The following is a 26,156-nucleotide window of genomic DNA, read 5'->3' as shown; positions in this document are numbered from 1 at the left end:
GAAAAGAGGGAAAAAGAATGGATTTTACAATGGATATGTTCCGTTTAGACGGAAAAGTTGCACTGGTTACCGGTGCGGTTTACGGTATTGGTTTTGAAATTGCCAAATCATTAGCAGCAGCAGGAGCAACGATCGTTTTTAACAACTTGGATCAAAAATCAGTGGATGAAGGATTGGCCCACTACAAAGAAGTGAACATTGAAGCAAAAGGATATGTCTGTGACGTAACCAATGAAGAAGCAGTGCAAGCAATGGTTAAACAAATCAAAGAAGATGTGGGCTCTGTAGATATTTTGGTGAACAATGCCGGAATCATCAAACGGACACCAATGATCGAAATGGCTGCCGCTGATTTCCGTCAAGTGATCGACGTGGACTTGAATGCACCCTTCATCGTAGCCAAAGCAGTTATTCCTGATATGATCGAAAAAGGCAGCGGTAAAATCATCAATATTTGTTCTATGATGAGTGAATTAGGACGTGAAACAGTCAGTGCCTATGCAGCAGCTAAAGGCGGACTGAAAATGTTAACGAAAAATATTGCGTCTGAATATGGTCAATACAATATCCAATGTAACGGCATTGGCCCTGGCTATATTGCGACACCGCAAACAGCGCCACTACGGGAAACACAAGAAAATGGCGAACGTCATCCATTCGATCAATTCATCGTTGGACGGACACCGGCAGCACGTTGGGGTACACCAACTGATTTAGCTGGTCCAGCAGTTTTCTTAGCTTCTCCTGCTTCTGATTTTGTCAATGGACATATTTTATATGTAGACGGCGGAATCTTAGCTTATATTGGAAAACAACCTTAATAAAAGGAAAAAGAAGTCAAAATTCCGCGAGGAGTTTTGACTTCTTTTTGTTTATCGAAAGGCATAGCTGGTTTGGTCGATCATTCGGCTTTCACACCAGTCTCTGACTTCCCCGTGAAAAATCAACGGGACTGTTTTTAGCTGGTCAACCGTTGTTTTTCCAGTCATCGCGCATAAGAGGCGTACTTCTTCCTGCCACTGTTTGATCAAAGCAATCGTATGCTCTTCCCCGTGGGTCAATAAATCGTTCAAAATTTCGCCGGAAATACCTACCGCAGAGGCGCCCAGACACAAGGCTTTGAAGATGTCGTACGCATTACGGATGCCACCGGAAGCAACCGTGGTAAAGTGTTGGTTGATCTCGTTGGCTTCCAACAAGGAGATCACAGTGGATTGTCCCCAATCGTCCAGATACGCCAATTCCCGTTTTTTCCGCCGGGCATTTTCAATTTGGGTGAAACTTGTTCCACCGGTGCCGCTGACATCAACGGTTTGGACGCCGACAGAAACCAACTTTTGAATGGTTTCTCGGGTCATGCCAAAGCCGACTTCTTTGACCAATAGAGGAATCGAAAGATGATTCGCCAGCTTTTCAATATTTTTCAGCCAAAAAAACGCACGATCTCCTTCAGGCATCACTAATTCCTGCGGAGCGTTAAGATGCAGCTGCAACCCATCTGCGGGAAAGAGGTCCAAGGCTTGCTGGGCTTTTTCCAATGCAACTCCTGCACCAAGGTTGATTAAAATTTTTCCTTGCGGATATTCTTCCCGCATAACGGTATAGCTGGACAATAGGTCGGAATCTTTTAAGGCCGCACTGATAGAACCAGTGGCAATCAGTAAATCGGTCTCTCTAGCGACAATCGCCAGTTTCCGATTGATTTCCTTGGTCTTTTCACTGCCGCCGGTCATGGCATTGATATAAAAAGGAGAGGAAAGTTCATAGCCCAGTAAATTGGTTCGTAAATCAACGGCCTCAAGGGAACTTTCCGGCAGGGCGTTATGAAGAAGCCGGACAGAATCAAAATCATTTTCTCTTGGTTTATGAAACGCCTTGGCTAATGAAACGTGTTCATCTTTTCGATTCATCGGAAGTCCTTTCTTGGTAGTGATAAACGTGAAGGGGAAGCGGCGTAATCGCAGCCTTTTCCCAAGCACTCATCAATGGTAAAATCCCTGATTTTTGATCGGTGATTACGATGCCGCAGTCTCCACCGCCAGCACCTGAAGATTTAGCGGTACCGCCGTAAGTTTCCGCCAAGTCACAAAGCTTTTTCAGCGCAGGTGTTTCAATGATAACCCCGGTAATTGATGAAAGCTGATTTAGCAACTGTCGGTTTTGATGAATCATTTGTTTGATGCAGGCTACATTTTGAGTTTTAAAGCCTTGGATCATCGCAGTGACACAGGCTTTACTTTCAGCTAAAAATTGGGCATAGGCTTTTTGCTTTTCTTCTTTTGATTCATGAACTTGGTCGACTAAATCCGAAGTAGAAGCCGGGCTGCCGGTCCAACCAATCAATAAGCGCATTTTTTTCGGTACGGGCAAGGATTGGATTGACAGATAAGGCCAATCGGTGTGCAGCAATTCTGCTAAGGACAGTTGTTTTTTTTGTTGCCGTACCCATAAATGGTCAAAAGTGGAAAAGGCAATCCAACCACCGTAACAGCTGGCGGCGATATCTCCGCAGGAGCCATTGCCTTGCACATCTAAATGGGCAAGGGCGGCGATTTTGAAGATTTCCATTTGACTGAGATGCAACTCATAGAAACTATTTAGCGCTTTGACGGTGGCTACAGTTACGGCGCCGCTGGAACCAAGTCCGTATTTACGACCGTTGGAGCTGTCCAGCTCACTGGTTACTTTTAAATCATAAAAAGAAAGTGCAACTGCATTTTCTTGGGCATATTTTTCTGTTAAACGAATCGCCGCTAAGATGTAATGAAAGGGATTTTCCCGAATATCTAAGGTTAATTCACCATTACGACGGGTCCAGCGAATCGGCAATTCACTGTATTGTGCCGATTGGATACTACCGTTTTTTTTGGCTGGCTCAATAGTCACCGTGATAAATTGATCAACGGCCGCGATGATGGCGGGATGACCTGGTTCAACGACGGCATATTCACCAGCGATGTATAATTTGCCGGGGGCTGTGACTTCGATCATTTGAATGCTCCTTCAATCGTTTGGATTCCTGTTCCAGCGTAAGCAGTGATGACTTGCTGCTCACTGAAAATTTCTTGTAATGCGGCGGTAATTTTTGCCACATGTTGGCGTTGACAAAGAACTTTGACGTTCGGGCCGGCATCCATAGTGAAGTAGCAGGGAATCCCTTTTTTACGCAAGTCTCTGACTGCATTCATTGCCGTCAAACTTTGAGGCGACCAATAGGTGAATGGTGGTTGAGCGGCTAAAGTCGTCCCGTGCATTTTTAATCCATTGGCTTCCATGACTTCACCAAGCTGTTGGAAATTTTTTTGATGAATCGCTTGTTTTAATTGGTGCAAATCGTCATCAACAGTTGCCAACCAACCGGGATAAAAGCTGGAAGTAGCGACCGTTCGTTTCATACCGTCACGACTGGAAACATCTTTTTGCTGGTCATTGATCAAAACAAAAACCATGGCTAATTCTTTTTCCCAACCCGCCGCCTCGATTGGTTGAGCGAAGGAAGTTTCATCGGAGTTTCCTTTTTCCCATTCGACAAAACCACCGAAAATACTCCGACATGCCGATCCAGAACCGCGACGAGCTAAGCGCGACAAATCTTTATCGTTTAGTTTCATCTGTAGGGCTTCGTTGCAGGCGCCGGCTAGGGCAGCCAATCCGCTGGCAGAAGAAGCCAATCCAGCGGCGGTGGGAACAAAATTATGACTTTCTACCTTTGCAAAAAAGGGAGAGCCGGCTTGTTTTCTAACCAATGTTAAAAAATCGCTGACTTTTTTTGTTCCTTTGGCACTTTGTTCGAGGCCATCCAAATAAAAAGTATCAGCAGAATATTCTTCGGAAAAACAAACCGTTGTTTCAGTATAAAAAGCGTCCAGTGTCAAGGACAGACTATTGTTCATTGGTAAAATCAGTTCTTCATTTTTTTTGCCCCAATATTTTATCAGCGCAATATTGGTATACGCCCGGGCACTTCCCTTATACATGTTGATAAACTCCTAATTCTTGGACCCAGGTCGCAGTTGCCCCTTGGTCGCTTAATTTTTTCGCAATGTTTTGCGCCTGCGTTTGATCGGCTGCTAATGCAATCAAGCACCCTCCACGACCGCCACCGGTCAATTTAGCTCCTAATGCGCCGGCGGTTCGGGCAGTTTCAATCAAGTGATCTAATGTTCCATCGCTGACCTGCAAAGCCTGTAATGCGGTTTGCGCCAAGTTCATCACCTCTCCTAGAACTAACGGCTGGTTTTTACTGATGGCCTCTTTGGCTCTTTCTGCTAAACTTCCCAGTTGTTGAATGGTGTGGGCAGTTTCCTGTCGATTTTGTTCAAAGGCTTGAGCAACTGCACGAACGGTATCACGGGTACGTCCTTTTTTTCCCGTATCGGCAACAACAAGGCACGCATCAATATTTAATAGAAATTCCTGAAAAGGTGCGCCCTTTTGAAAATAAATCGGCATTTCGCCGCTGGTCGCCGCTCCGTCAATACCGCTGGGGTTGCCGTGGGCGATTTTTTCTGATTGATTGACATAATAAAGCAGCGTCGATTTATCCAGCGGCAGATTTAGCCAATCGAAAAAAGCACGAGTGATCGCCACTGCTGTTGCAGCGCTGGAACCCATTCCCCGTTCAGCAGGGATCGTGCTTTCTAAAGTTAATGTCAGATTTGGTGCAGAATATTTCTGCTTTAATGTTTGCAGCAGATGTTTGATATTTTTTAAGGCAGAAGGAGCATTTTTCAGCTGCCCATTATAATAGACAGAAAATAAGGTATCTTCCCTGTCTTCTGTGATCGTAGCTTGGATACAGGCTGCTTTAAAAGGGAAGGCGATTGCCGGTTCACCGTAAATAACGGAATGTTCACCCATTAAAATGATTTTTCCATTGGCGATCCCCGTACCGCGTGTCTTCATTTCTTGACCCCTTTTCTTAAAAAAATAATTATTGATAGATAATATTGAACTAAAAAATGACTCTTGCCTGTCTATTCTACTAAATAAATTTGCATCCGTTAATAGATTATAAAAAAATCACGATTTTTTACGGTATTTCTTAATAATTTTTTTGAAAAACTAGCCTATTTTTTACTTGTTTTTTTGATACTGATACTATATATTGGGTGATGTACTTATTGAAGTAAGTGAAAAATACAATATTTAGTGATGAAGTGAGTTGGAGGTCTATGAGCGTGATAGTTTTAGCGGGTACCATCGGAGCAGGTAAATCCAGCCTGACAGCTATGTTGTCAGATTATTTGAATAGTGAAGCTTTTTATGAATCAGTAGATGATAATGAAGTCTTGCCTTTGTTTTATGCAGATCCAAATAAATATGCATTTTTGCTGCAAATTTATTTTTTAAACAAACGGTTTGAATTGATCAAACGGGCATTGACGAATGAAAACAATGTATTGGATCGTTCGATTTATGAAGATTCGTTGCTGTTTCATCTGAATGCTGATTTGGGACGGGCAACAGACACGGAAGTACGGGTCTATGATGAATTGCTGGCAAATATGTTGGAAGAATTGCCTTATGCCGCTCATAAAAAACATCCGGATCTGCTGGTGCACATTCGGGTATCCTTCGAAACGATGTTGGCACGTATCCAAAAACGTGGGCGGGAATATGAACAATTAGAATTCGACCCAACCTTATACGATTACTACAAAGAATTAAATCGCCGCTACGATCAATGGTTTGAAGACTATAACGAAAGTCCGAAAATTCAAATTGACGGCGACAAATATAATTTTGTTGAAGATCCGCAAGCCGCTGAGATGGTTTTGAAAATGATCGATGAAAAGATTGCTGAAACACGCCAATTACAAGCAGCAGGATAACTAAGTAACGGATTCCTCCAAATACCGCCAAATGGTTCAAAGTAGCCATTTTGGTCGTTTTTGGAGGTTTTTTTGTTATTCTGTTTAAGAAAGGGAGCGAGAAAAGTGGAACAAACACGCAGATTTAATCAGGAAAAATCAATCTGGATCCATGTCAACCAACAAGACACAGCAGAGATCCGTAAGTTACAAAGTCAATACCAAATCAGCGATGAAATGCTGCGGTATTCTTTGGATAAAAATGAACGGGCCCGAGTGGAATATGATTCCGAGGAGTCGGCATTTCTTTTGGTGTTCAATGTTCCTCATCAGGAAAAGGAGGACAATCACTATGAAGCCAGTCCCATGACCTTCATCATCAAAGAAAATTGCGTTTTTTCCTTCGCTTCTGAGCAGACGGACTACATTCAACCGCTAATGGCTTCAATTTTGCAAAAAATGCCGGAACAAAGCCAGTTTAGCTTTCTGTTCCATACATTGTTTTTGATTGCCGATGCCTTCTTTCCGCTGATCGAAGAAGTCAATGGGCAACGTGTCCGGCTGAATAAACGATTACGAGAAAAGACGACCAATAAAAATTTATTGGAGCTTTCAGATTTAGAGGTCGGTTTGGTTTATTTAGTGACGGCGACCAAACAAAATGCTGTCTTACTGCAACAAATCAAAGCCTTGAGCTTTTTCCGACAATTAAACGCCACAGAACAAGAACAGTTAGATGATGCATTAATCGAAGCACAACAAGCTGTAGAGATGACACAATTAGCTTCTCAGGTATTGGAGCAGCTTTCCGGGGCATACAATAATCTATTGAACAATAATCTGAATGACACGATGAAATTTTTGACTTTGTGGTCACTGATGCTGACGGTGCCGACAATTGTTACCGGCTTTTTCGGTATGAATATGCCGCTGCCGTTTTCAAAATCAGCATTTGGCTGGGGAATCGTCGTTTTAATCAGCTTGTTTCTAGCTATTTGGATGTTTATCGGTTTTTGGCGGCGGATTCGCTGATTAGACAATCACCAATCCGAGACCGGCAGCAATCGTAAGGGCTTGTTCTTGATTGACGATTAGACCTGTCATGTGTTCCTGAGATAAGGCAATCTTGTCGAAAGTATTAGTAGTAAAGTCCAGACCGTTAAGGGGCGTGCGAAACCAATTGCTGCCGGTCAATTTATTTTTCGTCAGAGTCAGTTGTTTCCAGTTGATTTCATAAAATTCACTGTCTACCAATTGACAGTCGCTAAAATCAACCGTTTTTAAATTGGTATTGCTGAAAGAAGCGAAGGTGGCTACGCAATTGCTGAAGGTACAGTCCCGCAGAAAACTTTCGGCAAAATTCGTGCCGATTAGTTTGCATTGGTCGAACCATACTTGATGGAAACTGCCGGCAAGCCATTCCAAATTAGAAAAATCACAATTTTTAAAAAGAACATTACTACATTCAAAACGTTCCAAACGGGTCTTTTGCATAGTGATCCGTTCGAGTTTTGTGTCCCGCAAAATCAAGTTATTACAAGTTAGATAGCTGTAGTCCAGATTGCTGGCGGACAAGCCTTCAAACATCATTTCATCCTCTAAATAAAAGTCGGATGTAACCGGTTCGGTGAGTTGGGGCTTGATTGGTGTTTTCTTTTTCAATATTTTTTCCTCCTGGAAGGTTTATTGGTGTAAATAATAGCAAATCTTGCAAAAAATGTCACTTTTTTAAAGAAAAGTCTTAAAAACTGACATGTGAAAAAATTTTCTAGAGAAATTCTTAAGAAATTTATTGCTTGATATATCAATCGTTTGAAAGATAACGTTTTTTATTTTTAGAGCAAGAAGGATTCACAAGCAAAAAGATGGCTTTGTGACGGATTGTGCAATAAAATGAAACCGCAATCAACTAGAGGAGGAATTTTTTTTATGACAAAGACAGTTATTGTCGGCGCAAATCACGCTGGGATCGCCGCAGCGAATACTTTATTGGACAACTTTGAAGAGCAAGAGGTCGTAATGATCGACCGCAATACGAATCTAAGCTATCTTGGCTGTGGGACTGCCTTATGGGTTGGTCGCCAAATTGATTCTTATGAAGGACTTTTCTATACAAAACGAGAAGATTTTGAAGCAAAAGGCGCTAAAATGTATATGGAAACGGTGGTCAATGAGATTGATTTTGACAAGAAAGAAGTCCATTGCCAAACAAAAGACGGTGAAACCTTTACAGAAACCTATGACAAATTGGTGTTAGCAACCGGTTCAGTTCCTATTTCACCAAAAGTTCCTGGACGGGAATTACAAAATATCCATTTCTTGAAGCGATTCCAAGATGGTCAAGTTGTGGATAAGGAATTGGGTGCGGAAGAAGTAAAAAATGTTGCCGTTATCGGAGCCGGCTATATCGGAGTTGAAATCGCCGAAGCTGCAAAACGCCGTGGCAAAAATGTGCTGCTGTTTGATATGGCGGAACGTTCTCTGCCTAGCTATTATGACAAATGGTTCACCGATGACATGGACAAAAATTTGGCTGAGCATGGTATCGAACTTCATTTAGGTGAAGTTGCCAAAGAATACAAAGGAACTGAAAAAGTGGAAGCCGTTGTGACAGATAAGGGAGAATATCCTGTTGATTTAGTCATTAACGCCATCGGTTTTTTACCAAATAATGAATTAGGCAAAAACCATTTGGAATTGTTTGCAAATGGTGCATATCTTGTGGATCGTCACCAACAAACAAGTGACCCAGATGTCTACGCAGTGGGAGACTGTGCAACAATCTATTCCAACGCATTGCAAAAGACCACGTATATTGCCTTGGCAACCAATGCCGTTCGTTCCGGATTAGTTGCCGGTTACAATATCGGTGGAGCACAGGTTGCTTCTGAAGGCGTGCAAGGCTCAAACGGCATCTCGATTTTCGGCTTTAACATGGTTTCGACTGGCTTATCCGTAGAAGCTGCTGAAAAAAATGGACTGACAGTCAAATATACAGACTTTGAAGATTTGCAACGCCCTGGATTTATGAAACACAATGCAAATGTAAAAATCAGAATCGTTTATGAGGCAGAAACCCGCCGAGTAGTAGGTGCGCAGTTGTCTTCGACAGAAGATATTTCTATGGTGATCCACATGTTCTCCTTAGCCATTTCAGAACAAGTGACTATCGATAAACTGAAACTATTGGATATTTTCTTCCTGCCTCACTTCAACCAACCGTATAATTATATTACGATGGCAGCTTTGTCCGCAAAATAAGCAACCTACCAGTTTGGAAAATGGCTACATTTTTCAAACTGGTATTTTTTTTCTTCTTAGCAGATAATGAAAAAAAGGAGAGTGGCAAATGGATTACCAACGGATGACTGAAACACACGCAGCAGATTTACGCCTGCCTAATGATACCTTTGAACTGTTCGGTCGCATGATCGTTAGTCGAATAGAGGAAGAATGGCAATACCGAACAGTTTTTTTTGATACCGTTGAAACGATGGTTTTTCCGGATGAGAACTACACGTATAAAGAAGTGAATGAAAAAGGCTTTGCCGTCGGTGCCTATGATGGGAAAAACTGCATTGGTTTGGCGATTTTTGAACATCACTGGGCAGGGTATGCCTACTTGCAGGATTTAAAAGTTAACAAGGCGTATCGAAAACAAGGTGTCGCAGGAGAATTGATTGCAAAGGGGCTTGAACTTGCCAAAGAAAACGGCTATCACGGTTTATTTACCATCGGACAGGATAATAATTTGGCGGCTTGTCTTTTCTATCTCAAACAAGGGTTTGTGATCGGTGGTTTGAACACGAAAAGCTACCAACATACACAACAAGAAGGCAAGTCGGATATTTATTTTTATTTGGAAGGATAGGAAGATTTTTGTTGTTTTCATGAAAATGAGTTGACAAGAAACAAGAAAAATAGTATGATGTTAAAGTTGAGAAATGAAAGCAGAAGCACCCGCTTCTCGCCTTAGTGAGGAAATTACTGGGCAGAATAGTAATTCATCTATTGAAGATGAGCTGCGTGCGGGTTCTGAAAAGAACTCGTTTTTTTATTGCAAAATTTCCTTGTGAAATCCTGCAAGCTTTTCTTTCTCGCATAAAACTTGGAGGTGAATGACCATAGCAAAGGATATGATGGTAAACGACGGCATTCGTGCGCGTGAGTTGCGTTTGATCGATCAAAATGGCGAACAATTAGGAGTAAAAACAAAGGCAGAAGCATTGCAAATTGCAGAACAAGCAAATTTGGATGTTGTGCTGGTTGCTCCCGGTGCGAAACCACCAGTTGCTCGGATTATGGATTACGGGAAGTACCGTTTTGAACAACAGAAAAAAGACCGTGAAGCTCGTAAGAAACAAAAAGTGATCAACATTAAAGAAGTTCGCTTAAGTCCAACAATCGACATCAATGATTTCAATACAAAACTTCGTAATGCACGCAAATTCCTAGAAAAAGGGGACAAAGTGAAAGCTTCGATCCGTTTCAAAGGTCGTGCCATTACCCATAAAGATATTGGTCAGAAAGTCCTTGATCGTTTAGCTGAGGAAACTGCCGATGTAGCGACAGTTGAGCAAAAAGCGAAAATGGACGGACGCAGCATGTTCTTAGTTTTAGCCCCTAAAGGTGAAAAATAAGAACCGCGAGTCAGTCAAACGTTAGATATGGAAAATTTTGAGGATGTAGGTTTAGCTGTTGTCTTTTAGTTGAACTATATGCGAAATGAAATGTAGGAGGAAATTAGTTATGCCAAAACAAAAAACACACCGCGGATTAGCAAAGCGCGTCAAACGTACTGGTAACGGCGGATTAAAGAGATTCCGTGCCTTCACAAGCCACCGTTTTCATGGGAAAACAAAAAAACAACGCCGTCAATTGCGTAAAGCAAGTATGGTATCTTCTGGCGATTACAAACGTATCCGTCAACAATTATCCCGCATGAAATAATTGCGTACCCATTGCTTTGCAAAATGAAAAATTCAAATCAGAAAGATTTATTAGGAGGAATTAAACATGGCACGTGTTAAAGGTGGAACAGTAACTCGTAAACGTCGTAAAAAAGTGCTTAAATTAGCAAAGGGTTACTACGGTTCTAAACATACCCTATTTAAAACATCAAAAGAACAAGTAATGAAATCATATAGCTACGCATACCGCGATCGTCGTCAAAAGAAACGCGACTTCCGTAAATTGTGGATTGCTCGTATCAACGCAGCAGCTCGTATGAATGGCTTAAGCTACTCAAAATTGATGCACGGCTTGAAATTAGCTGAAATCGACATCAACCGTAAAATGTTGGCTGACTTAGCTGTCAACGATGCAGCAGCATTTACTGCATTGGCTGACCAAGCGAAAGATGCATTAGCTAAATAATTAAACCAGAATGGTTATCCCTACTCCGAGGAGTGGGGATTTTTTTTTGCAAAATAGGAAATACTTTACAAAACTAATTTAATTAGTTTATAATCTAATTAAATTAGTTTATTGGGAGTGATAAAGTTGAAGGTTACTAAGTATGGAAATTTGTATCAAATTACCTTTTTGCCAATGCTTTTTCCAATTAATGCTTTTTTAGTTGAAGAAGAAGAGTATTTTATTGCTGTGGATGTGGGGGTAAAGAATTTTATTCCTGCATTTAGAAAAATAAGCCAGTTAGTTGGAAAACCAATTCATATGCTTTTATTGACTCATGCTCACGGCGATCATGTCAATGGTGTTCCCGCGTTTAGACAAGCATTTCCGAATGCGACAATTGGTATATCGAAGAGAGATGCTCGGTTGCTGAATAAAGATTTTACTTTAACGGAAAAAGAAGGTAAGGAAAAAATAAAAGGGGGCTTTCCTAAAGAGAAAATTCCGATTGATTTCACATTTGTTGAACAGGATAGTTTTGGTTCACTTGTAGTTATTTCCAGCCCAGGGCATACGCCTGGTTCAGTTTCTTTTTATGATTCAAACAGAAGAATGCTGATTGCTGGCGATGCGTTTCAGGAAAGAGGCGGGCTGGCAGTAAGTGGTGACTTTCGATGGCGTTTTCCTTTTCCTGCACTGGCGACTTGGGATAAAAAAAGAGCATGGTCTTCTGCCAAAAAATTAGCAGAGTTAAAGCCAAAATTAGTAGCAGTTGGTCATGGAAATACGCTGGTTGAGCCTATGGAAAAAATGCGAGAAGCGATTATGCGAGAGGAAAGAAAACTGTATGGGAAAAAAGATAACAACGGATAAAATACTAATAACCGCTATTGATTTAATCAATCAAAGAGGGGTAGATCAACTGACTTTAAAAGAGGTTGCCGCAACTTTAGGAATAAAGCCCCCCTCTTTGTACAATCATTTTGCGAATCTAGAGGCACTGATTGATTCAATCGCATTAAAAAGCATGACGGAACTTTATGACTTGTTAGTGACCGATATGATTGGATTGGCTGGAGTGGAGGCTCTGGAAAAAATTGCATTTACTTATCGAAACTATGCTAGGACACATCCGGGACAATACGAAGCTATTCAGCGTGTGTCCTTGTGGAAAAGTACAAAGACAATAGAATTATCTGAGAAATTGGTTCGGCTTTTTGAGAAAATCGTGCAAAACTATCTTCCTTTTGAAACGGAACAAATTCACTATATTCGCACTTTTCGCAGCTATCTGCATGGGTTTATTCTCTTAGAACTAGATGGCTCATTTGGAATGGAACAAGATATCGAAGAAAGTTTTAAGTATGGTGTAAATCAGCTATTAAAAAGTTTACAAATAAAAACACCGGAAAAAATTAGGAAATAAGAGAAGGACGGATACTATGCGAAACATAAAATTAACGATGGAATATGATGGGAAACGCTATTTGGGATGGCAAAGACTGGGAGATTCGGAGAAAACGATCCAAGGCAAGATCGAGAATGTTTTGACCCAAATGACCGGAGAAAAAATTGAGATCATTGGTTCAGGACGGACAGATGCCGGGACCCATGCTCGCGGACAAGTAGCAAATTTCAAATCAGCAACTACCATGACCGAGGCAGAGATGCTCGATTTTTTAAATCGGTATTTGCCTAGAGATATCGTGGTAAAGAAAGTCGAAGAAGCATCCGAACGATTTCATGCCCGCTACAATGCTTCTGGAAAACAGTACAGCTATTATGTATGGAATAGTCCGATTCCTTCTGCCTTTGAGCGAAATTACAGCTTTCATGTTCCACAAAAATTGGCGATCAATAAAATGAAGGAAGCCTGCGAAAAATTAGTAGGTACTCATGATTTTATCGGCTTTTCAGCACTTAAGAAAACTAAAAAATCAACGATCCGGACGATTCGCCAAATTTCAATTCAGCAAGAAGGCGGTCTGCTACACTTCACTTTTGAAGGAGATGGCTTTTTACACAAAATGGTCCGAATTCTTGCTGGAACTCTTATAGAAATCGGTGCGGGAAATATGGATATAGAAGCAATCGACGAAGTTTTTGAAACGAAGATTCGAAAAAATGCGGGAGAAACTGTGCCGGCACAAGGCTTGTTTTTGGATGAAGTATTTTATCATTGATAGAAGTATTGATTGCATCTCGTGTAGAAAGGAAGCGTAGAGAAAGTGAATGGCGCAAATCTGCCACTGGCTCAGCAAATAGCCTTGTTAGAAAAAATTGTAAAAGAAAATACCTTGTTGTTTCCGCTCCTCCAAAAGCTTGCCCAACTTGAACTTCCCAATTATTATGTCGGTGGCGGCAGCATCGTTCAAACGGTTTGGAATCATCTCTATAACAAACCGCTTCATTATGGTATTAAGGATATCGATATCGTTTATTTTGACGAGGATTTAAGGGAAGAAAAAGAAAAAGCTATTATGGCGATGCTTCGAAAAACAATTGGTGACTTCCCGGTAAAAATCGATATTGCAAATGAGGCAAGGGTTCATTTATGGTACGAAAAGGCATTCGGGTATCCGATTGCACCTTACGAAAGTGTCGAACAGGCAATCAGTACATGGCCGACGACCGCCACATCTGTAGGAATACGATTGGAGAAGGGGCAATTTGTCATCTTTGCACCATTTGGATTAAATGATTTGTTTTCGGGAACGATTCGTCCAAATAAGACCTTGATTTCAGAAGCAATCTACCAAAAAAAAGCCGAAGCTTGGCATCAGAAATGGCCAGAAACAATGGTACAAAAATAGTGAGTACTCGTTTTTTGTATAATTAGTAGCTGTTTTGGGCGTTTTCCTGCGCCATTGAGGGGGATTTTTTCTGCAAGAAAAACAAATTGCTGTCTTTGCTTTTTTGGCGCATAATGCCAGTAGATAAAAGTAGGGGGATAATTTCATGACGAAGACTCGTTTGGAAGCCATTACTGATGGCGTGACAGCAATTATCTTAACATTAATGGTTTTGGAATTACGGGCACCGATGACGACCAATTTGAAAGGGCTTTTGGACTTAAAAGAAGTGTTCATGACCTATACCATCAGTTTTATTTATATCGTAATTATTTGGAATGCCCACCATTATTTATTCAGTCGCGTAACAAAAATCAATCGAAGGATTATTTGGGCGAATTTTTTCTGGATTTTTTGGCTGTCTCTATGTCCTTTTGCGACAAGTTGGGTCAGTCGTGATTTTTCTGCCTTTTGGCCGGAATTTGTGTATGCAGTAATTTTTGCCATGTGGACATTTTCTTTTGCTCTAATCGGTTATGCGGCTGGAAAGGCAAATTCAAGAGTGAAAATAGCCCGCAAGCGAGATTGGCGCAATCGTTTGTCAATTGCGATCAATCTCCTTTTGCTGACGATTGTACCTTTTTTTCCTCCTGTTGCATTGATTGGACGTGGAATCGTCGCATTGTTTTGGGTTTTACCAGAAGGTTGGTTTATTCAAAAGAAGAATTAATTTTTCCTCGCCTTCCTATGTAAAATCAAGTATGCTAAATATAATCAAACAATTTGTTAAAGAATTTTTTCAAGGGGAATTAGTGAATGAAGAAAAAAATTTATTTTTTGTGTACTGGAAATTCTTGTCGAAGTCAAATGGCAGAAGGATACGGGCATCTGTTACTGCCTGCCGAGGAAGTAGAAATCCGCAGTGCCGGTATCGAAACTCATGGATTGAATCCACGAGCAGTCGCCGTCATGCTGGAAGATGGTGTGGATATTCGGCAGCAGACTTCTGATTTGATTGATCCGAATTATTTTGCCAATGCGGATTTGATCGTGACCTTGTGTGGTGATGCCAAGGATAAGTGTCCAGTAATCCCCCAATCCGCTACCCATCTGCATTGGGATCTGCAAGACCCGGCACGAGTGACCGGCTCAGAAGAAACGATTATGGAAGCTTTTCGCGAAACCAGAGACACAATCAAAGCTCTGGTCGCTGGATTAAAAGATTAAAAAAACGGGAAAGCTCGAAGTTGAGCTTCCCGTTTTTTTGTTAGGCGCCTTCCACCATATCACGTTTTTTATATCCAACGTAACCTAAAAGGATCAGAACCAAACTGATCGCAGTAATCGTGAGGAAGGTAGGCGCATCAAATTTTTCCAATGGCATTTGAGGTATCCAACTTTGGATAGCCGTTTTCATAAACCAATCAGGCAAATCCAAGATGCCGCCAAAATAATTCAGCATGAAGGAATAAGCAAGGTAGGCATAAATCAATTTTCCAACTTTAGGTGCCCAGCCTAGCGCAAGAGCAGCAAGACCTGCGCAGAATAAAACAGCAGGATAAAAATTAAATCCAGCAGCTAAAAAGTCCCCCATGTCCATGGAAGCACCATCTCCCATAGCCGCAAGTGCGGTACCGCCTAAACTACCGGCACTCAACAAGACACCAATCACGCTGGCGATAAGTGCCAAGGCAATTGTGGTCCAGTATAATTGTCCACGGGTGATCTTTGTTGAATACAGTTGGCTTAGATGCAGACGAACTTCTTCTGCAAATAGCTTGTTGATGATTGCAACTGGTAAAATCGTTGCTAAACCAGTCAGCACAATCATGATTGTACCGGTAAAGGATTCTTCAATCGAAGCTCCGGTTGCAGCAAACATTTGTTTCATCAAGTCGTTGCTTTCAAGGAAGGTTTGCATATCACCATAGATTGAGCCATAAGCAGCCCCCATGATAACAAAAGCAATCAACCAGCTAATCGTTACACCTTTGTTCAGCTTGATAAATAAGCCGTGAACAGAAAGCAGTGATTTTTTCGCGGTTGCCCGACCTTCTCGTTCAGGAAGATAACCAGCATTCATGTCACGACCTCCTTCAAGAGCAAAGGCGAGAAGGACCATCACCAGAATAAAAAGCAATCCCCAAAGCAATGGCAACCAATTATTTTCAGTAAAAGGATAGGTGAGATAGGTCCAGCTCATTGGGTTAAAAGCGGACAAATCTAGATTGGAAACATCGGTCCCCGCCCGCACAATGTACAACAAGCCGACGATACCAAGAGAAGCACCCGTTGCACCGGAAGAAGTCGGCATGATTTGCGCCATGACTAAGGCGATGACCGCCCCAAGGACACCGGAGAAGGCGATGGACAAACCGAAAAGTATCGCGCCGGTAGTTGTGATGGAATCCACACCGAAGCTGATCATTGCGCCGCTGATGACAACTGCCATCAAAAGATTGATCAAAATTGTTTCTGCTAAAACCGCTAACGAATTTGCCTGACGTCCTACACGGAAGGAGCGCACCAATTCAGTAAGACCTAAATCTTCTTCTTTGCGGGTGTGACCCACAACATGCAAGGCGGAAATAATCATTGCAAATAATCCACAAAACAGCAGCATTTCATGAGCGTACATGGCACCAATCGTGTAATCTGCCCCGTTTGTGATCGGTGTTGGACCTACCATCGAGATCATTGCCGGATTTTGCATGGTTTCAAACATACCGGCAGCACCTTGCCCTTTGGCGATTTCTTCAAAAGCAGGAACATATGCTCCGGAAAACAACCCAATTCCCAAAACCCAAAAAATAATTTTTTTCCAGTCACGTTTTAGGTACTGTACAAAAAGTACGCCCCAACGTGCAAATTTTTCATTCATCTTTTTTTCCTCCGTTCCACCACTTAGCCTTCATAATGACGCATGAATAAATCTTCAAGCGTTGGCGGCACTGATTCAAATTTTTTCACGCCTAATTTAGCAGCAGCCAGCAAAATGTCATTGATATATTGATTATCTGCTGAGAATTTAGCCTGGTGCTCTTTTTGTACAAAATCGTGGACACCTTGCAGAGAAGCTAAAGAAGACACATCGCCGTCTGCTGTTAAAGTAACAGTAGAACGGGTCAAGTGGCGCAATTCGTCCAGTGTACCTGTTTCCACCACTTTTCCTTGGCGGATAATTACGACTTTGTCAGCCAGACGTTCTACTTCACTTAAAATATGAGAGGAAAGCAGAATCGCTTTGCCGGCGTTTTTAATTTTTTCCACTTCATCTTGGAAGACTGCTTCCATTAGAGGATCAAGTCCGGAAGTTGGTTCATCAAAGATATACAAATCAGAATCAACGGACAATGCGGCAATCAAGCCGACTTTTTGACGATTTCCTTTTGAATATCCTTTGGCTTTTTTCTTAGGATCTAATTCAAAACGTTTGATCAGGTGATCCCGTTTGGCTTTGTCCCCGCCGCCATGAAGTTTAATGAACAAATCAATGATTTCGCCACCAGTCAGATTTCCCCAAAGAGCGACATCTCCGGGAACATAAGAGATTCGTTTATGAATATCCAAACTATCCTTCCAAACATCTTTGCCAAAGATTTCTGCCGCTCCGCCGTCACGATTGATAATGCCCAGTAACGTCCGGATAGTTGTTGATTTTCCTGCACCATTTGGTCCGATAAACCCAACCACTTCACCCGCACCGACTGTAAAAGAAACATTATATAGTGCTTGGAACTTTCCAAATTTCTTTTGCAAACCTTGTACTTTCACAATTTCTGCCATAACCCTATAACTCCTTTTTATTTCCAAATTTATAACGTGCTTTCCGGTTTGTCCCAAGAGAAAGATAAACAAAAAGAAAAATTATTGCGATAGATAGTTTATTTTCTTGCTTATTTTCCGTTGTTTTAAACTAAAGTTCATTTACAAGGTAGATAATATTCCTTTTTCATCGGATAGTCAACGGAAATACTATAAAAATAAAACTATTTTTCACTTGATAGTTTATAACTTACTATATATAATAGGAATAGAAAACTTATGGACGAAATTAATGTTTAAAACCTTTATTTTATATCCATTAAATAGAAAGTTGGCATTCAAATGAATGGCTTTGAAAAACGAACGGAAGAAAAGAAGCAACAAGTGTTACATGCGACCTTTGAGCTGATGAATTCAAACACAGGAATCGAAAATGTGACGGTTGAAGAAATCGTCAAACAATCTGGAGTCAGCAAGGCGACGATTTTTAAGTATTTTGGTAATAAGGAAAACTTGATCAGCGAAGTATTCAAGGATTTTTTGAATCGGATGGGAGATACTGCCCGGCAGATCATGAAGGAAAACCGACCTTTTGAAGAAACGATTATTGCTATGAGTAAAAATAAGATTCATTTTTTTGAGAAGGTGAATAAACGATTTTATATCGATTTGATGGACCATGTCACTCAAAAAAAAGATGATGATCTCTCCACCTTGATGGAAGAATATAGTAAGGAAAGTTTTACGATTATGTTGGATCTTTTTCATCGGGGACGAAAAGAAGGCAAAGTTGCCTTGAAATATTCAGATGAATTTCTGTTGCTGTATTTTGAAGCTTTGGTGGAGGGAATTTCCAATCCACGGATTTATGCAAAAATCATGCCTTATACGCAGGAATGGACAGAAATGATTTTAAAGGGTATTGCACCGGACGAAGGGTAAAACAAAAAGGCGAAAACATTCTCGATTTTTCTTAGAGAGTGTTTTCGCCTTTAATTGTTACGAATCGTTTCTGAGAACAACCACCAGCCCGTTAGCATTGCTTTTCCCTGAGTTCGATTTGTTTGACACGACCGCCGATGCGTTGTGCAAACAGCTCTGATTGTCTTTTGTCAGAAAAAATCATCAGCTTTTCTGGCGACTTGTCCCGCGTACGATGACCGTCTTTTGCGATATAGCCGTGAAAGACTTTGACTGCATACATCCAGGTTCCCCCTTTTCTTTAGATTACTTCATATTATAGGAAAGCGGTTGAAAATATGCAAGATGTCTGCCTGTTATTTCTATGATATGCGCTTTTTTTAAGGTTTTTTGAAACTTTCAGAAAAAAATCAGTGCAATTTTGCGTATGTCGCAAAAATTTGGTGCATTTCCGGCTGGGTTTTCTTTAATTGAATTAGACGACCAGTTCCTCGATTCAAAAAACAGTGTTCACTGGTACCGGTGGTCAGAAGTTGTTCTTTAGTATTGTAAATCTCGTAACGAAAATCCAATCGAGTACCGGTATAGTTTTCGACAAAAATTGCAATGCGAATTGAATCACCGTAGCGAATCATCTGCTTGTACTGACAACTGACCGCTAAAACGGGAACGATGATTCCGGCGGCTTCCAATTGTTGATAGGGCAGGTGTAAATAGTCCAACAATGCTACGCGGGCTTCTTCAAACCAGCGAATGTAATTGGAATGGTGAATGATCCCCATCTGATCAGTTTCGTAATAATGAGGGGTACGGACATAACCGGGATATAGATTCATAGGTGATTTCTCCTTAAGCAGGACAAGCAAAGCTCAGCTGCAGTTTTTAATTGTCTTTCATTTAGTTTAAAGCAAGTTGGCAAAAAGAAAAACCTTGTTTTGAAAATTTCCATGAAACATCTTGACATTTCTAGTATAATTTAGTAGGTTAATGGTAATATGAAAATCGCTGAAAGAGAAAGTACGTTGCAGGCAGCTTTCAAGAGAGAACTAGCGTGGCTGAAACTAGTTTAAGGGTTGCAACAGAAGGACGCTCTGGAGATGAACGGGAGAAAAGCCGTTCCGTGTGCAAACGTTATTTGCTTAGAGGAAGACAGCTTGCTGTTTTCAAATTTAGGTGGTACCGCGTATGACAGTCATTCGCCCTTGTTCAATGAACAGGGGCGATTTTTTTATTGAAAAAATTTGCCGACACGTTTTTTACGAAGACACTGTTCGCAGGTGCGTCTTTGGCATAAGACAATTAATAGGAGGAAGAAAAATGAGTTATCAACGTCCAAAAGGAACCAATGATATCTTGCCGGGAGAATCAGAAAAATGGCAATTTGTAGAAGAAACAGCCCGTTTGTTGTTTCATGATTACCAGTATAATGAAATTCGGACACCGATTTTTGAACATTATGAAGTGATCGCCCGCAGTGTTGGCGACACGACCGATATCGTATCAAAGGAAATGTATGACTTTTTTGATAAAGGAGAACGTCATGTGACCCTGCGCCCAGAAGGTACAGCGCCCATCGTCCGTTCTTTCGTGGAAAATAAATTATATGGTCCAGAATTTGCAAAGCCGTTTAAAACTTTTTACATCGGCCCGATGTTTCGCTATGAACGTCCGCAAAAAGGGCGTTTACGTCAATTTCACCAAATCGGTGTCGAAGCATTCGGTAGTGAAAATCCGGCGACGGATGTAGAAAGTATGGCGATGGCTTTAGATTTCTTCAAACAACTAGGTATTCAGCAAATTCGTTTAGTCATCAATTCATTAGGGGACAAAGAAACTCGGGCAGCCTATCGACAAGCTTTGATTGATTACTTGATGCCTCATAAAGCAGAGCTTAGTGAAGATTCACAGCGTCGGTTAGAGGAAAATCCATTGCGGGTCTTAGACAGCAAAGACCGACGGGACAAACAATTTGTTGCGGACGCACCATCGATTTTGGATTATTTGAGCGAAGATGCCCGCAAGCATTTTGACCAAGTAGTACTGATGCTGGATGCGTTAAATATTCCTTACGAAATTGACAGCAACATGGTTCGGGGATTGGATTATTACACCCATACGATTTTTGAAATCATGAGTGACGCACCGGGAATGGGGGCACAGGCAACGATTTGTGCCGGCGGACGTTACGATCAATTGGTAGAAGAATTAGGGGGACCTGCGACACCAGGCTTTGGTTTTGCCATCGGAATCGAACGGGTCTTGTTGACCTTGGCGGCAGAAGAAGTCGTTGTGCCGGCATTGAATGAGTTGGATGCCTATGTTGTCAGCATTGGCGAAGCAACAAATGTGGAAGCGTTGAAGGTTGTCCAAGCCATCCGTAATTTTGGTTTTTCTGCTGATCGGGACGTGATGCAGCGTAAAGCCAAGGCACAATTTAAAACAGCCGACAAAGCCGGTGCCAAATTGGTCTTGACTTTGGGTGAAGATGAATTGGCAAAGGGCGTTATCAATGTCAAATCAATGGCTAGCCGAAAAGAAGAAACCTTCCCGTTAGTTGATATTTATCAAAATTTTGATGATGTTTATGATGAAATGAGTTTACTTGAAGAAAAATAGTCGTCAGAGTCACTGACACTATCGGAAATTTACCACCAAAAAGGAGCAAATGAAATGGCAAAACGTACAGTATATTGCGGTCTGGTCTCAGAAGAACAAGTAGGTCAGACAGTTACATTAAAAGGTTGGGTTCAAAAAAGACGGGATTTAGGTGGCGTGATTTTTATTGATCTGCGAGACCGTGAAGGCATCGTTCAAGTTGTTTTCAATCCGGAAAAATCAAAAGATTCATGGGAAATTGCAGATAAATGTCGGAGTGAATACGTGATTGAAGTGACCGGTGAAGTCATGCATCGGTCACCAGAAGCAATCAATCCTAAGATGGTAACAGGTCGTTTTGAAGTAATGGTTTCTCAAATCACAATTTTGAACAAGGCAAAAACACCGCCATTCATGATTGAAGACGATCAAAAGGTCAATGATGAAATTCGGATGAAATATCGTTATTTGGATTTACGCCGACCAAAAATGACGCAAAATTTGATTTTGCGGAATAAAACAACGCAAGCCATCCGTCACTATTTAGATGAAAACGACTTTTTGGATATTGAAACGCCTTATTTGGCAAAATCAACACCAGAAGGCGCACGGGACTATTTGGTTCCTTCTCGTGTCCATGCCGGACATTTTTATGCGTTGCCACAATCGCCACAGATTTTCAAACAATTATTGATGAATGCCGGCTTTGATCGTTATTATCAAATCGTTCGCTGCTTCCGTGATGAAGATTTGCGGGGAGACCGACAACCGGAATTTACCCAAGTGGATATTGAAACGACCTTTTTAACAACAGAAGAAATTCAAGAGTATACGGAAGGCCTGATTGCCAAAGTGATGAAGGACGTAAAAGGAATCTCCGTTACCTTGCCTTTCCCTCGGATGACTTATGATGAAGCAATGGGACGTTACGGCAGTGACAAACCGGACACCCGTTTTGGGATGGAATTAATTGATTTAAGCGACGTAGTGAAAGAGGTTGATTTCAAAGTTTTCCAAATGGCCTTGGAACATGGCGGCGTTGTTAAAGCGTTGAATGCAAAAGGTGCAGCTTCCCGTTATTCTCGTAAAGATATGGATCAATTAGGACAATATGCCAGCCAATTTGGTGCTAAAGGATTGGCTTGGTTGAAGGTTGAAGAAGACGGCTTGAAAGGCCCAATTGCAAAATTCTTAACGGAAAAACAAGAAGCCATCATCCAAGCAACCGATGCCGAAGTCGGCGACTTGCTGATGTTTGGTGCGGATAGTTTTGGTATCGTTTCTGCAACATTAGGCGCAATCCGTACCCGAATGGGGAAAGAATTAGGCTTGATTGACACGACAAAATTCAATTTCTTATGGGTAACTGATTGGCCTCAATTTGAATACGACGACGAAGCAAAACGCTACGTTTCTGCTCACCATCCATTTACGATGCCAAAAGAAAGCGACATTCCGTTATTGAGTACCGATCCGGCTAAAGTGTATGCAGAAGCTTACGATATCGTGTTAAACGGATATGAACTTGGCGGCGGCTCATTGCGGATCCACACCCGAGCTATTCAAGAAAAAATGTTTGAAACACTGGGCTTTACCAAAGAAGCGATGGAAGAACAATTTGGTTTCTTATTGGAAGCGTTGGATTACGGCTTCCCTCCTCATGGCGGAATCGCTTTGGGACTTGACCGTTTTGTGATGCTGTTAGCCGGTGAAGAAAATATTCGAGAAGTGATTGCCTTTCCTAAAAACGGAAAAGCAGTTGATCCAATGTCTTCTGCACCAAGTACTGTAGCACCTTTACAATTATTTGAGCTAAATATCGATGTTACGTCAATCGAAGAAGAATAAGTTTTTATGAAAAGGACGACTTTTATTAGTTGTCCTCTTCTTTTTGCAGAAAATTTTCGTATAATATAAGGAGAATGTTTGAAACGAGGGCCCGTTTTCCATGAATAAGCTATTTAAATTTTTACCCCATCCCGATTATGCAACAAAATTTTCCTATTCGATCGTGTATGCTATTTTGGCGTCGATCTCAGTGAATTTTTTTTATCAGCCGGGAAATATTTATTCCAGTGGAATCACTGGAGTAGCGCAGATTTTGACGACATTGTCGAAGGATTTGATTGGGATTTATATTCCCGTATCTGTCACTTTGTTGTTTTTGAATATCCCGTTGTTTTTCTTGGGCTGGTTTAAAATTGGTCATAAATTTACGATTTTTACTGGCATCACGGTTGTTTTGACATCGATTTTCATGCAGATTATGCCGGAAGAGGTATTGTCGGATGATCCGATTATTTGCGCAATTTTTGGTGGGGCAATCATGGGAGCGGGCATCGGTTATGCCTTAAAGAGTGGTCTGTCTTCAGGAGGTCTGGACTTTATCAGTATCGCCATCCGCAAAAAAACGGGCGGCACAGTTGGCTCCATCTCGATTTTTTTTAATTTGTTTATCATGTTGGCTGCCGGAATTTTATTTGGTTGGCAGTATGCCTTATACAGCGCGTTGGCTATTTTTGTCAGTGGCAAGGTAACAGACGCTGTTTTTACCAAACAGAAAAAAATGCAAGTAACGATCATTACCCGTTATCCGGATCGCGTGATTCATACAATTCAGCATCGGATGCGGCGGGGAATCACGATTATCAATGAAGCAGAAGGCGCCTATCATCACGACAAACAAACGGTGTTGCTGACGGTCGTTACCCGTTTTGAACTGCCAATGCTGCGTAATGCCATGAAGGAAGCTGATCCAAAGGCTTTCGTCAGTATCGCTGAAAATGTACAGATTTTGGGTCGTTTTTACGAAGAAGAATTATAGGAAAATTTTTTTCTGTAGGTCACACAACCTCACCCTTCGCCAAAATCGAACAAATGTTTAAGTTTTTACGAAAGTGTTTGAAATTCTTTAAAGAAATGTGCTATTTTTCATGGGAATATGGCATGATGAAAAAGCATACCTATTGGGGAAAACGGGGAATCAAAAATAGCTGATTTTAGCCGTAAACAGAGGTATCAAGACTAAAAAAAGGAAAAGTTGGAATGTAGGATGCAGCAAAAAAAACGACTAAAAAAAAGCCGCTACATCACAGGATTTGATGGAATCCGTACCCTTGCTGTGATCGGCGTCATTTTTTATCATTTATTACCAACAAGAATGCGGGGAGGTTATTTAGGAGTACCCGTATTTTTTGCGGTATCAGGTTATTTGATTACAGACTTGCTCAGGCAAGAATGGGATCAAAACGGTAAAATTGCTTTGTGGCAGTTTTATGTTCGTCGAATGAAGCGGCTCTACCCGGGGCTGGTCTTTTTGATGGTCACAGCAACGGCATATATTACACTGTTTCAACGGAATTTATTGAATAATTTAAAAGGAATTTTTTCCAGCAGTTTGCTGTACTTCAATAATTGGTGGCAAATTCAGCACGGGATGTCCTATTTTGACCGCTTTGCTAATGAGTCACCCTTTACCCATATCTGGTCACTGGCAGTGGAGGGACAAAACTATCTTGTTTGGCCTTTGCTCTTTGTCCTACTGATGCTGCTGGTAAAAAAACGACGCTACATTTTTTATACGGTGTTTGCGTTATCTTGCGTTTCCGCAATTTGGATGGCCGTTAAATTTGTACCGGGAGCGGATCCTACACGGGTTTATTACGGTACGGATACGCGAATGTTTTCCATCTGGTTGGGTTCTGCGCTAGCATTTATCTGGCCCAGCACACATTTGAAGGAAGAAATTCCCCGACAGGCCAAACGCCTGCTCAATTCGGTGGGGATTGTTTCATTTCTCCTTTTAGTGGCAGCCTTCTTCTTTTTAGATGCCCACTATACTTTTGTGTATTATGGCGGGATGTTTTTGATTAGTTTGTTGTGTGTGCTTTTAGTGGCAGTGGTCGCACATCCTGGTGCCAGTTTGAACAAATGGTTGACCAATCCGGTTTTCAGCTATATTGGCAAACGCAGCTACGGCATCTATCTGTATCAGTTTCCAGTGATGATTTTTTATGAAGCAAAAATCAACAGTATTGCCGAAAATGTTTGGTTGCACACCTTGATTGAATTAGCTTTGATTTTTGGAATCAGTGAGTTAAGCTACCGCTTTATTGAAAATCCATTGCGCCGCTTTGACTATCGCAAGAGTTGGCAAGTTGTCAAAGGCTGGTTCAAAAAACCATTCATCAGTTGGCAAAAACCTTGGTTAGTGCCGGGAATTGCCGTTTTAGTGGTTGCCATTGTGGGGTTAGTGATTGCGCCAACAAATTATGTGGACGCAGATCAAAAACAACTGCAAGAAAAAATCGCAGCAAATAAAGAGGCGGCTGAAAAATCCAAACAGACCAGCACGACTGCTTCTTCGGAAGAAAATCAAAATCTGACAGAAGAACAAAAAGCACTGACGCAAAAGTATGGATTGACACAAGCACAAGTTAAAAAAGCACAATCGATGGATTTAACGGCTTTTGGTGATTCGGTTATGTTGGATGCTACTACCGATCTAAAAGAGATTTTTCCAAAGATTATTGTTGATGCGGATGTCGGACGACAGCTTTACGAGAGTGCCGATTTAGTGAAGCAGTTGCGAGAAGACGATTTGCTAAAGGAAAATGTCTTGATTGGTTTAGGCACGAACGGTTCTTTCACTGAAGCACAATTTGATGCCTTCATGAAAGAAATTGGTGACCGCAATGTCTATTGGATCAATGTTCGAGTTCCGACACAACGTTGGCAAAATGAAGTCAATACGATGCTGGAAAAAATGGCGAAGAAATACAAAAATATTACACTATTGGACTGGTATGGACTGAGCAATGAGCAGGAAGACTGGTTCTATAATGACCGGGTCCATCCCGATGCGGACGGTATGATTGAATACTGCAAACTGGTTTCGCAAACAATTTTAAAATAA

28 protein-coding genes and 2 other annotated features are annotated in these 26,156 nt (G+C 41.3%); of the genes, 19 read left to right on the top strand and 9 right to left on the bottom strand.

The window, feature by feature from the left end; all coding sequences use genetic code 11:
• Nucleotides 1-17: 17 nt before the first annotated feature.
• The gene (locus FFM66_RS01165; protein ID WP_048604411.1) at nucleotides 18-821 is read left to right on the top strand and encodes a gluconate 5-dehydrogenase; all 804 of its coding nucleotides are present in this window, start codon (nucleotides 18-20) and stop codon (nucleotides 819-821) included.
• A 51-nt stretch (nucleotides 822-872) separates the two neighbouring features.
• On the opposite strand, the gene fni is transcribed toward FFM66_RS01165, so the two are convergent.
• The 4 genes from fni to mvk are packed head-to-tail and all read right to left on the bottom strand — an operon-like array spanning nucleotide 873 to nucleotide 4,905.
• Nucleotides 873-1,910, bottom strand: a complete 1,038-nt coding sequence (fni, locus tag FFM66_RS01160) for a type 2 isopentenyl-diphosphate Delta-isomerase (protein ID WP_137604787.1) — start codon at nucleotides 1,908-1,910, stop codon at nucleotides 873-875.
• Complete coding sequence (locus tag FFM66_RS01155; protein WP_137604786.1) at nucleotides 1,894-2,991, bottom strand: phosphomevalonate kinase; 1,098 nt, start codon at nucleotides 2,989-2,991, stop codon at nucleotides 1,894-1,896. Before FFM66_RS01155 ends, fni begins: the two co-directional genes overlap by 17 nt.
• Nucleotides 2,988-3,977, bottom strand: a complete 990-nt coding sequence (gene mvaD, locus FFM66_RS01150) for a diphosphomevalonate decarboxylase (RefSeq protein ID WP_137604785.1) — start codon at nucleotides 3,975-3,977, stop codon at nucleotides 2,988-2,990. Before mvaD ends, FFM66_RS01155 begins: the two co-directional genes overlap by 4 nt.
• Nucleotides 3,970-4,905: a mevalonate kinase gene (mvk, locus tag FFM66_RS01145; RefSeq protein ID WP_048604407.1), complete on the bottom strand. Its 936-nt coding sequence runs from the start codon at nucleotides 4,903-4,905 to the stop codon at nucleotides 3,970-3,972. The genes mvaD and mvk overlap by 8 nt, the downstream gene beginning before the upstream one ends.
• A 269-nt stretch (nucleotides 4,906-5,174) precedes the next feature.
• On the opposite strand from mvk, the gene FFM66_RS01140 reads away from it, so the two are divergent.
• Nucleotides 5,175-5,834 carry a deoxynucleoside kinase gene (locus FFM66_RS01140; RefSeq protein ID WP_048604406.1) on the top strand — a complete coding sequence of 220 codons (660 nt, stop codon included), beginning with the start codon at nucleotides 5,175-5,177 and terminating at the stop codon, nucleotides 5,832-5,834.
• Between the two features lie 105 nt (nucleotides 5,835-5,939).
• Nucleotides 5,940-6,845: a magnesium transporter CorA family protein gene (locus FFM66_RS01135; protein WP_048604405.1), complete on the top strand. Its 906-nt coding sequence runs from the start codon at nucleotides 5,940-5,942 to the stop codon at nucleotides 6,843-6,845.
• Here FFM66_RS01135 and FFM66_RS01130 read toward each other — a convergent pair whose 3' ends face one another.
• The gene (locus FFM66_RS01130; RefSeq protein ID WP_237579243.1) at nucleotides 6,846-7,475 is read right to left on the bottom strand and encodes a pentapeptide repeat-containing protein; all 630 of its coding nucleotides are present in this window, start codon (nucleotides 7,473-7,475) and stop codon (nucleotides 6,846-6,848) included.
• A 267-nt stretch (nucleotides 7,476-7,742) separates the two neighbouring features.
• On the opposite strand from FFM66_RS01130, the gene nox reads away from it, so the two are divergent.
• The 11 genes from nox to arsC all read left to right on the top strand — a co-directional run bounded on the left by nox (nucleotide 7,743) and on the right by arsC (nucleotide 15,187).
• Entirely contained in the window at nucleotides 7,743-9,074 is a 1,332-nt protein-coding gene (gene nox / locus FFM66_RS01125) for a H2O-forming NADH oxidase (protein ID WP_048604403.1), read from the top strand.
• 88 nt (nucleotides 9,075-9,162) lie between these two features.
• Nucleotides 9,163-9,684 (top strand): GNAT family N-acetyltransferase, encoded by a 522-nt coding sequence (locus tag FFM66_RS01120; RefSeq protein ID WP_137604784.1) that lies wholly within the window; start codon nucleotides 9,163-9,165, stop codon nucleotides 9,682-9,684.
• A 71-nt stretch (nucleotides 9,685-9,755) separates the two neighbouring features.
• Nucleotides 9,756-9,877, top strand: a sequence feature (ribosomal protein L20 leader region).
• Nucleotides 9,878-9,931: 54 nt separating this feature from the next.
• Nucleotides 9,932-10,453 carry a translation initiation factor IF-3 gene (gene infC, locus FFM66_RS01115; RefSeq protein WP_048604401.1) on the top strand — a complete coding sequence of 174 codons (522 nt, stop codon included), beginning with the start codon at nucleotides 9,932-9,934 and terminating at the stop codon, nucleotides 10,451-10,453.
• A gap of 109 nt (nucleotides 10,454-10,562) precedes the next feature.
• Nucleotides 10,563-10,763 (top strand): 50S ribosomal protein L35, encoded by a 201-nt coding sequence (gene rpmI, locus FFM66_RS01110; RefSeq protein WP_048604400.1) that lies wholly within the window; start codon nucleotides 10,563-10,565, stop codon nucleotides 10,761-10,763.
• Between the two features lie 66 nt (nucleotides 10,764-10,829).
• Entirely contained in the window at nucleotides 10,830-11,189 is a 360-nt protein-coding gene (gene rplT, locus FFM66_RS01105) for a 50S ribosomal protein L20 (RefSeq protein ID WP_137604783.1), read from the top strand.
• A 126-nt stretch (nucleotides 11,190-11,315) separates the two neighbouring features.
• On the top strand, nucleotides 11,316-12,041 hold the full coding sequence (locus FFM66_RS01100; RefSeq protein WP_048604390.1) for an MBL fold metallo-hydrolase: 726 nt from the start codon (nucleotides 11,316-11,318) through the stop codon (nucleotides 12,039-12,041).
• On the top strand, nucleotides 12,016-12,594 hold the full coding sequence (locus FFM66_RS01095) for a TetR/AcrR family transcriptional regulator (RefSeq protein WP_171000771.1): 579 nt from the start codon (nucleotides 12,016-12,018) through the stop codon (nucleotides 12,592-12,594). Before FFM66_RS01100 ends, FFM66_RS01095 begins: the two co-directional genes overlap by 26 nt.
• A gap of 16 nt (nucleotides 12,595-12,610) precedes the next feature.
• Complete coding sequence (truA, locus tag FFM66_RS01090) at nucleotides 12,611-13,351, top strand: tRNA pseudouridine(38-40) synthase TruA (RefSeq protein ID WP_048604388.1); 741 nt, start codon at nucleotides 12,611-12,613, stop codon at nucleotides 13,349-13,351.
• Nucleotides 13,352-13,396: 45 nt separating this feature from the next.
• Nucleotides 13,397-13,981 (top strand): nucleotidyltransferase family protein, encoded by a 585-nt coding sequence (locus FFM66_RS01085; RefSeq protein WP_246038409.1) that lies wholly within the window; start codon nucleotides 13,397-13,399, stop codon nucleotides 13,979-13,981.
• Nucleotides 13,982-14,126: 145 nt separating this feature from the next.
• Nucleotides 14,127-14,690, top strand: a complete 564-nt coding sequence (locus tag FFM66_RS01080; protein WP_137604781.1) for a TMEM175 family protein — start codon at nucleotides 14,127-14,129, stop codon at nucleotides 14,688-14,690.
• Nucleotides 14,691-14,776: 86 nt separating this feature from the next.
• Nucleotides 14,777-15,187: an arsenate reductase (thioredoxin) gene (arsC, locus tag FFM66_RS01075; RefSeq protein ID WP_048604386.1), complete on the top strand. Its 411-nt coding sequence runs from the start codon at nucleotides 14,777-14,779 to the stop codon at nucleotides 15,185-15,187.
• Between the two features lie 40 nt (nucleotides 15,188-15,227).
• On the opposite strand, the gene FFM66_RS01070 is transcribed toward arsC, so the two are convergent.
• The gene (locus FFM66_RS01070; protein WP_137604780.1) at nucleotides 15,228-16,841 is read right to left on the bottom strand and encodes an ABC transporter permease; all 1,614 of its coding nucleotides are present in this window, start codon (nucleotides 16,839-16,841) and stop codon (nucleotides 15,228-15,230) included.
• Between the two features lie 23 nt (nucleotides 16,842-16,864).
• A complete protein-coding gene (locus FFM66_RS01065) occupies nucleotides 16,865-17,746 on the bottom strand; it encodes an ABC transporter ATP-binding protein (RefSeq protein ID WP_137604779.1) in 882 nt (293 codons plus the stop codon).
• A gap of 321 nt (nucleotides 17,747-18,067) precedes the next feature.
• Between FFM66_RS01065 and FFM66_RS01060 the strand changes: the two genes are divergently transcribed.
• Nucleotides 18,068-18,667 carry a TetR/AcrR family transcriptional regulator gene (locus tag FFM66_RS01060; RefSeq protein ID WP_048604383.1) on the top strand — a complete coding sequence of 200 codons (600 nt, stop codon included), beginning with the start codon at nucleotides 18,068-18,070 and terminating at the stop codon, nucleotides 18,665-18,667.
• A gap of 91 nt (nucleotides 18,668-18,758) precedes the next feature.
• Here the strand turns inward: FFM66_RS01060 and FFM66_RS11300 are convergent, their stop codons facing one another.
• Together FFM66_RS11300 and FFM66_RS01055 are read right to left on the bottom strand one after the other, a co-directional pair.
• Complete coding sequence (locus FFM66_RS11300) at nucleotides 18,759-18,929, bottom strand: hypothetical protein (protein ID WP_171000770.1); 171 nt, start codon at nucleotides 18,927-18,929, stop codon at nucleotides 18,759-18,761.
• A gap of 127 nt (nucleotides 18,930-19,056) precedes the next feature.
• The gene (locus FFM66_RS01055) at nucleotides 19,057-19,482 is read right to left on the bottom strand and encodes an acyl-CoA thioesterase (RefSeq protein ID WP_137604778.1); all 426 of its coding nucleotides are present in this window, start codon (nucleotides 19,480-19,482) and stop codon (nucleotides 19,057-19,059) included.
• Between the two features lie 160 nt (nucleotides 19,483-19,642).
• Nucleotides 19,643-19,853: a binding site (T-box leader), on the top strand.
• A 110-nt stretch (nucleotides 19,854-19,963) separates the two neighbouring features.
• Here FFM66_RS01055 and hisS point away from each other — a divergent pair.
• The 4 genes from hisS (at nucleotide 19,964) to FFM66_RS01035 (ending at nucleotide 26,156) form a co-directional block, all read left to right on the top strand.
• Nucleotides 19,964-21,262, top strand: coding sequence for a histidine--tRNA ligase (hisS, locus tag FFM66_RS01050; RefSeq protein WP_137604777.1), 1,299 nt, complete (start codon nucleotides 19,964-19,966; stop codon nucleotides 21,260-21,262).
• 54 nt (nucleotides 21,263-21,316) lie between these two features.
• Complete coding sequence (gene aspS / locus FFM66_RS01045) at nucleotides 21,317-23,089, top strand: aspartate--tRNA ligase (protein WP_048604380.1); 1,773 nt, start codon at nucleotides 21,317-21,319, stop codon at nucleotides 23,087-23,089.
• A gap of 100 nt (nucleotides 23,090-23,189) precedes the next feature.
• Nucleotides 23,190-24,065: a YitT family protein gene (locus FFM66_RS01040; protein ID WP_048604379.1), complete on the top strand. Its 876-nt coding sequence runs from the start codon at nucleotides 23,190-23,192 to the stop codon at nucleotides 24,063-24,065.
• Between the two features lie 228 nt (nucleotides 24,066-24,293).
• Entirely contained in the window at nucleotides 24,294-26,156 is a 1,863-nt protein-coding gene (locus FFM66_RS01035) for an acyltransferase family protein (RefSeq protein ID WP_137604776.1), read from the top strand.

Source organism: Enterococcus songbeiensis (genome assembly GCF_005405265.1).
GTDB classification, from domain to species: Bacteria; Bacillota; Bacilli; order Lactobacillales; family Enterococcaceae; genus Enterococcus_C; species Enterococcus_C songbeiensis.
Note: the sequence above shows the minus strand (reverse complement) of the source record. Positions and strands in the feature narration are given on the sequence as shown.

Bases quoted from the DNA above. Each gene is read 5' to 3' on its own strand.
- FFM66_RS01165 (WP_048604411.1), top strand. From the start codon at position 18: ATGGATTTTACAATGGATATGTTCCGTTTAGACGGAAAAGTTGCACTG.
- fni (WP_137604787.1), bottom strand. From the start codon at position 1,910: ATGAATCGAAAAGATGAACACGTTTCATTAGCCAAGGCGTTTCATAAA.
- FFM66_RS01155 (WP_137604786.1), bottom strand. From the start codon at position 2,991: ATGATCGAAGTCACAGCCCCCGGCAAATTATACATCGCTGGTGAATAT.
- mvaD (WP_137604785.1), bottom strand. From the start codon at position 3,977: ATGTATAAGGGAAGTGCCCGGGCGTATACCAATATTGCGCTGATAAAA.
- mvk (WP_048604407.1), bottom strand. From the start codon at position 4,905: ATGAAGACACGCGGTACGGGGATCGCCAATGGAAAAATCATTTTAATG.
- FFM66_RS01140 (WP_048604406.1), top strand. From the start codon at position 5,175: ATGAGCGTGATAGTTTTAGCGGGTACCATCGGAGCAGGTAAATCCAGC.
- nox (WP_048604403.1), top strand. From the start codon at position 7,743: ATGACAAAGACAGTTATTGTCGGCGCAAATCACGCTGGGATCGCCGCA.
- FFM66_RS01120 (WP_137604784.1), top strand. From the start codon at position 9,163: ATGGATTACCAACGGATGACTGAAACACACGCAGCAGATTTACGCCTG.
- infC (WP_048604401.1), top strand. From the start codon at position 9,932: ATGACCATAGCAAAGGATATGATGGTAAACGACGGCATTCGTGCGCGT.
- rpmI (WP_048604400.1), top strand. From the start codon at position 10,563: ATGCCAAAACAAAAAACACACCGCGGATTAGCAAAGCGCGTCAAACGT.
- rplT (WP_137604783.1), top strand. From the start codon at position 10,830: ATGGCACGTGTTAAAGGTGGAACAGTAACTCGTAAACGTCGTAAAAAA.
- FFM66_RS01095 (WP_171000771.1), top strand. From the start codon at position 12,016: ATGGGAAAAAAGATAACAACGGATAAAATACTAATAACCGCTATTGAT.
- truA (WP_048604388.1), top strand. From the start codon at position 12,611: ATGCGAAACATAAAATTAACGATGGAATATGATGGGAAACGCTATTTG.
- FFM66_RS01080 (WP_137604781.1), top strand. From the start codon at position 14,127: ATGACGAAGACTCGTTTGGAAGCCATTACTGATGGCGTGACAGCAATT.
- arsC (WP_048604386.1), top strand. From the start codon at position 14,777: ATGAAGAAAAAAATTTATTTTTTGTGTACTGGAAATTCTTGTCGAAGT.
- FFM66_RS01070 (WP_137604780.1), bottom strand. From the start codon at position 16,841: ATGAATGAAAAATTTGCACGTTGGGGCGTACTTTTTGTACAGTACCTA.
- FFM66_RS01065 (WP_137604779.1), bottom strand. From the start codon at position 17,746: ATGGCAGAAATTGTGAAAGTACAAGGTTTGCAAAAGAAATTTGGAAAG.
- FFM66_RS01060 (WP_048604383.1), top strand. From the start codon at position 18,068: ATGAATGGCTTTGAAAAACGAACGGAAGAAAAGAAGCAACAAGTGTTA.
- FFM66_RS11300 (WP_171000770.1), bottom strand. From the start codon at position 18,929: ATGTATGCAGTCAAAGTCTTTCACGGCTATATCGCAAAAGACGGTCAT.
- FFM66_RS01055 (WP_137604778.1), bottom strand. From the start codon at position 19,482: ATGAATCTATATCCCGGTTATGTCCGTACCCCTCATTATTACGAAACT.
- hisS (WP_137604777.1), top strand. From the start codon at position 19,964: ATGAGTTATCAACGTCCAAAAGGAACCAATGATATCTTGCCGGGAGAA.
- aspS (WP_048604380.1), top strand. From the start codon at position 21,317: ATGGCAAAACGTACAGTATATTGCGGTCTGGTCTCAGAAGAACAAGTA.
- FFM66_RS01040 (WP_048604379.1), top strand. From the start codon at position 23,190: ATGAATAAGCTATTTAAATTTTTACCCCATCCCGATTATGCAACAAAA.
- FFM66_RS01035 (WP_137604776.1), top strand. From the start codon at position 24,294: ATGCAGCAAAAAAAACGACTAAAAAAAAGCCGCTACATCACAGGATTT.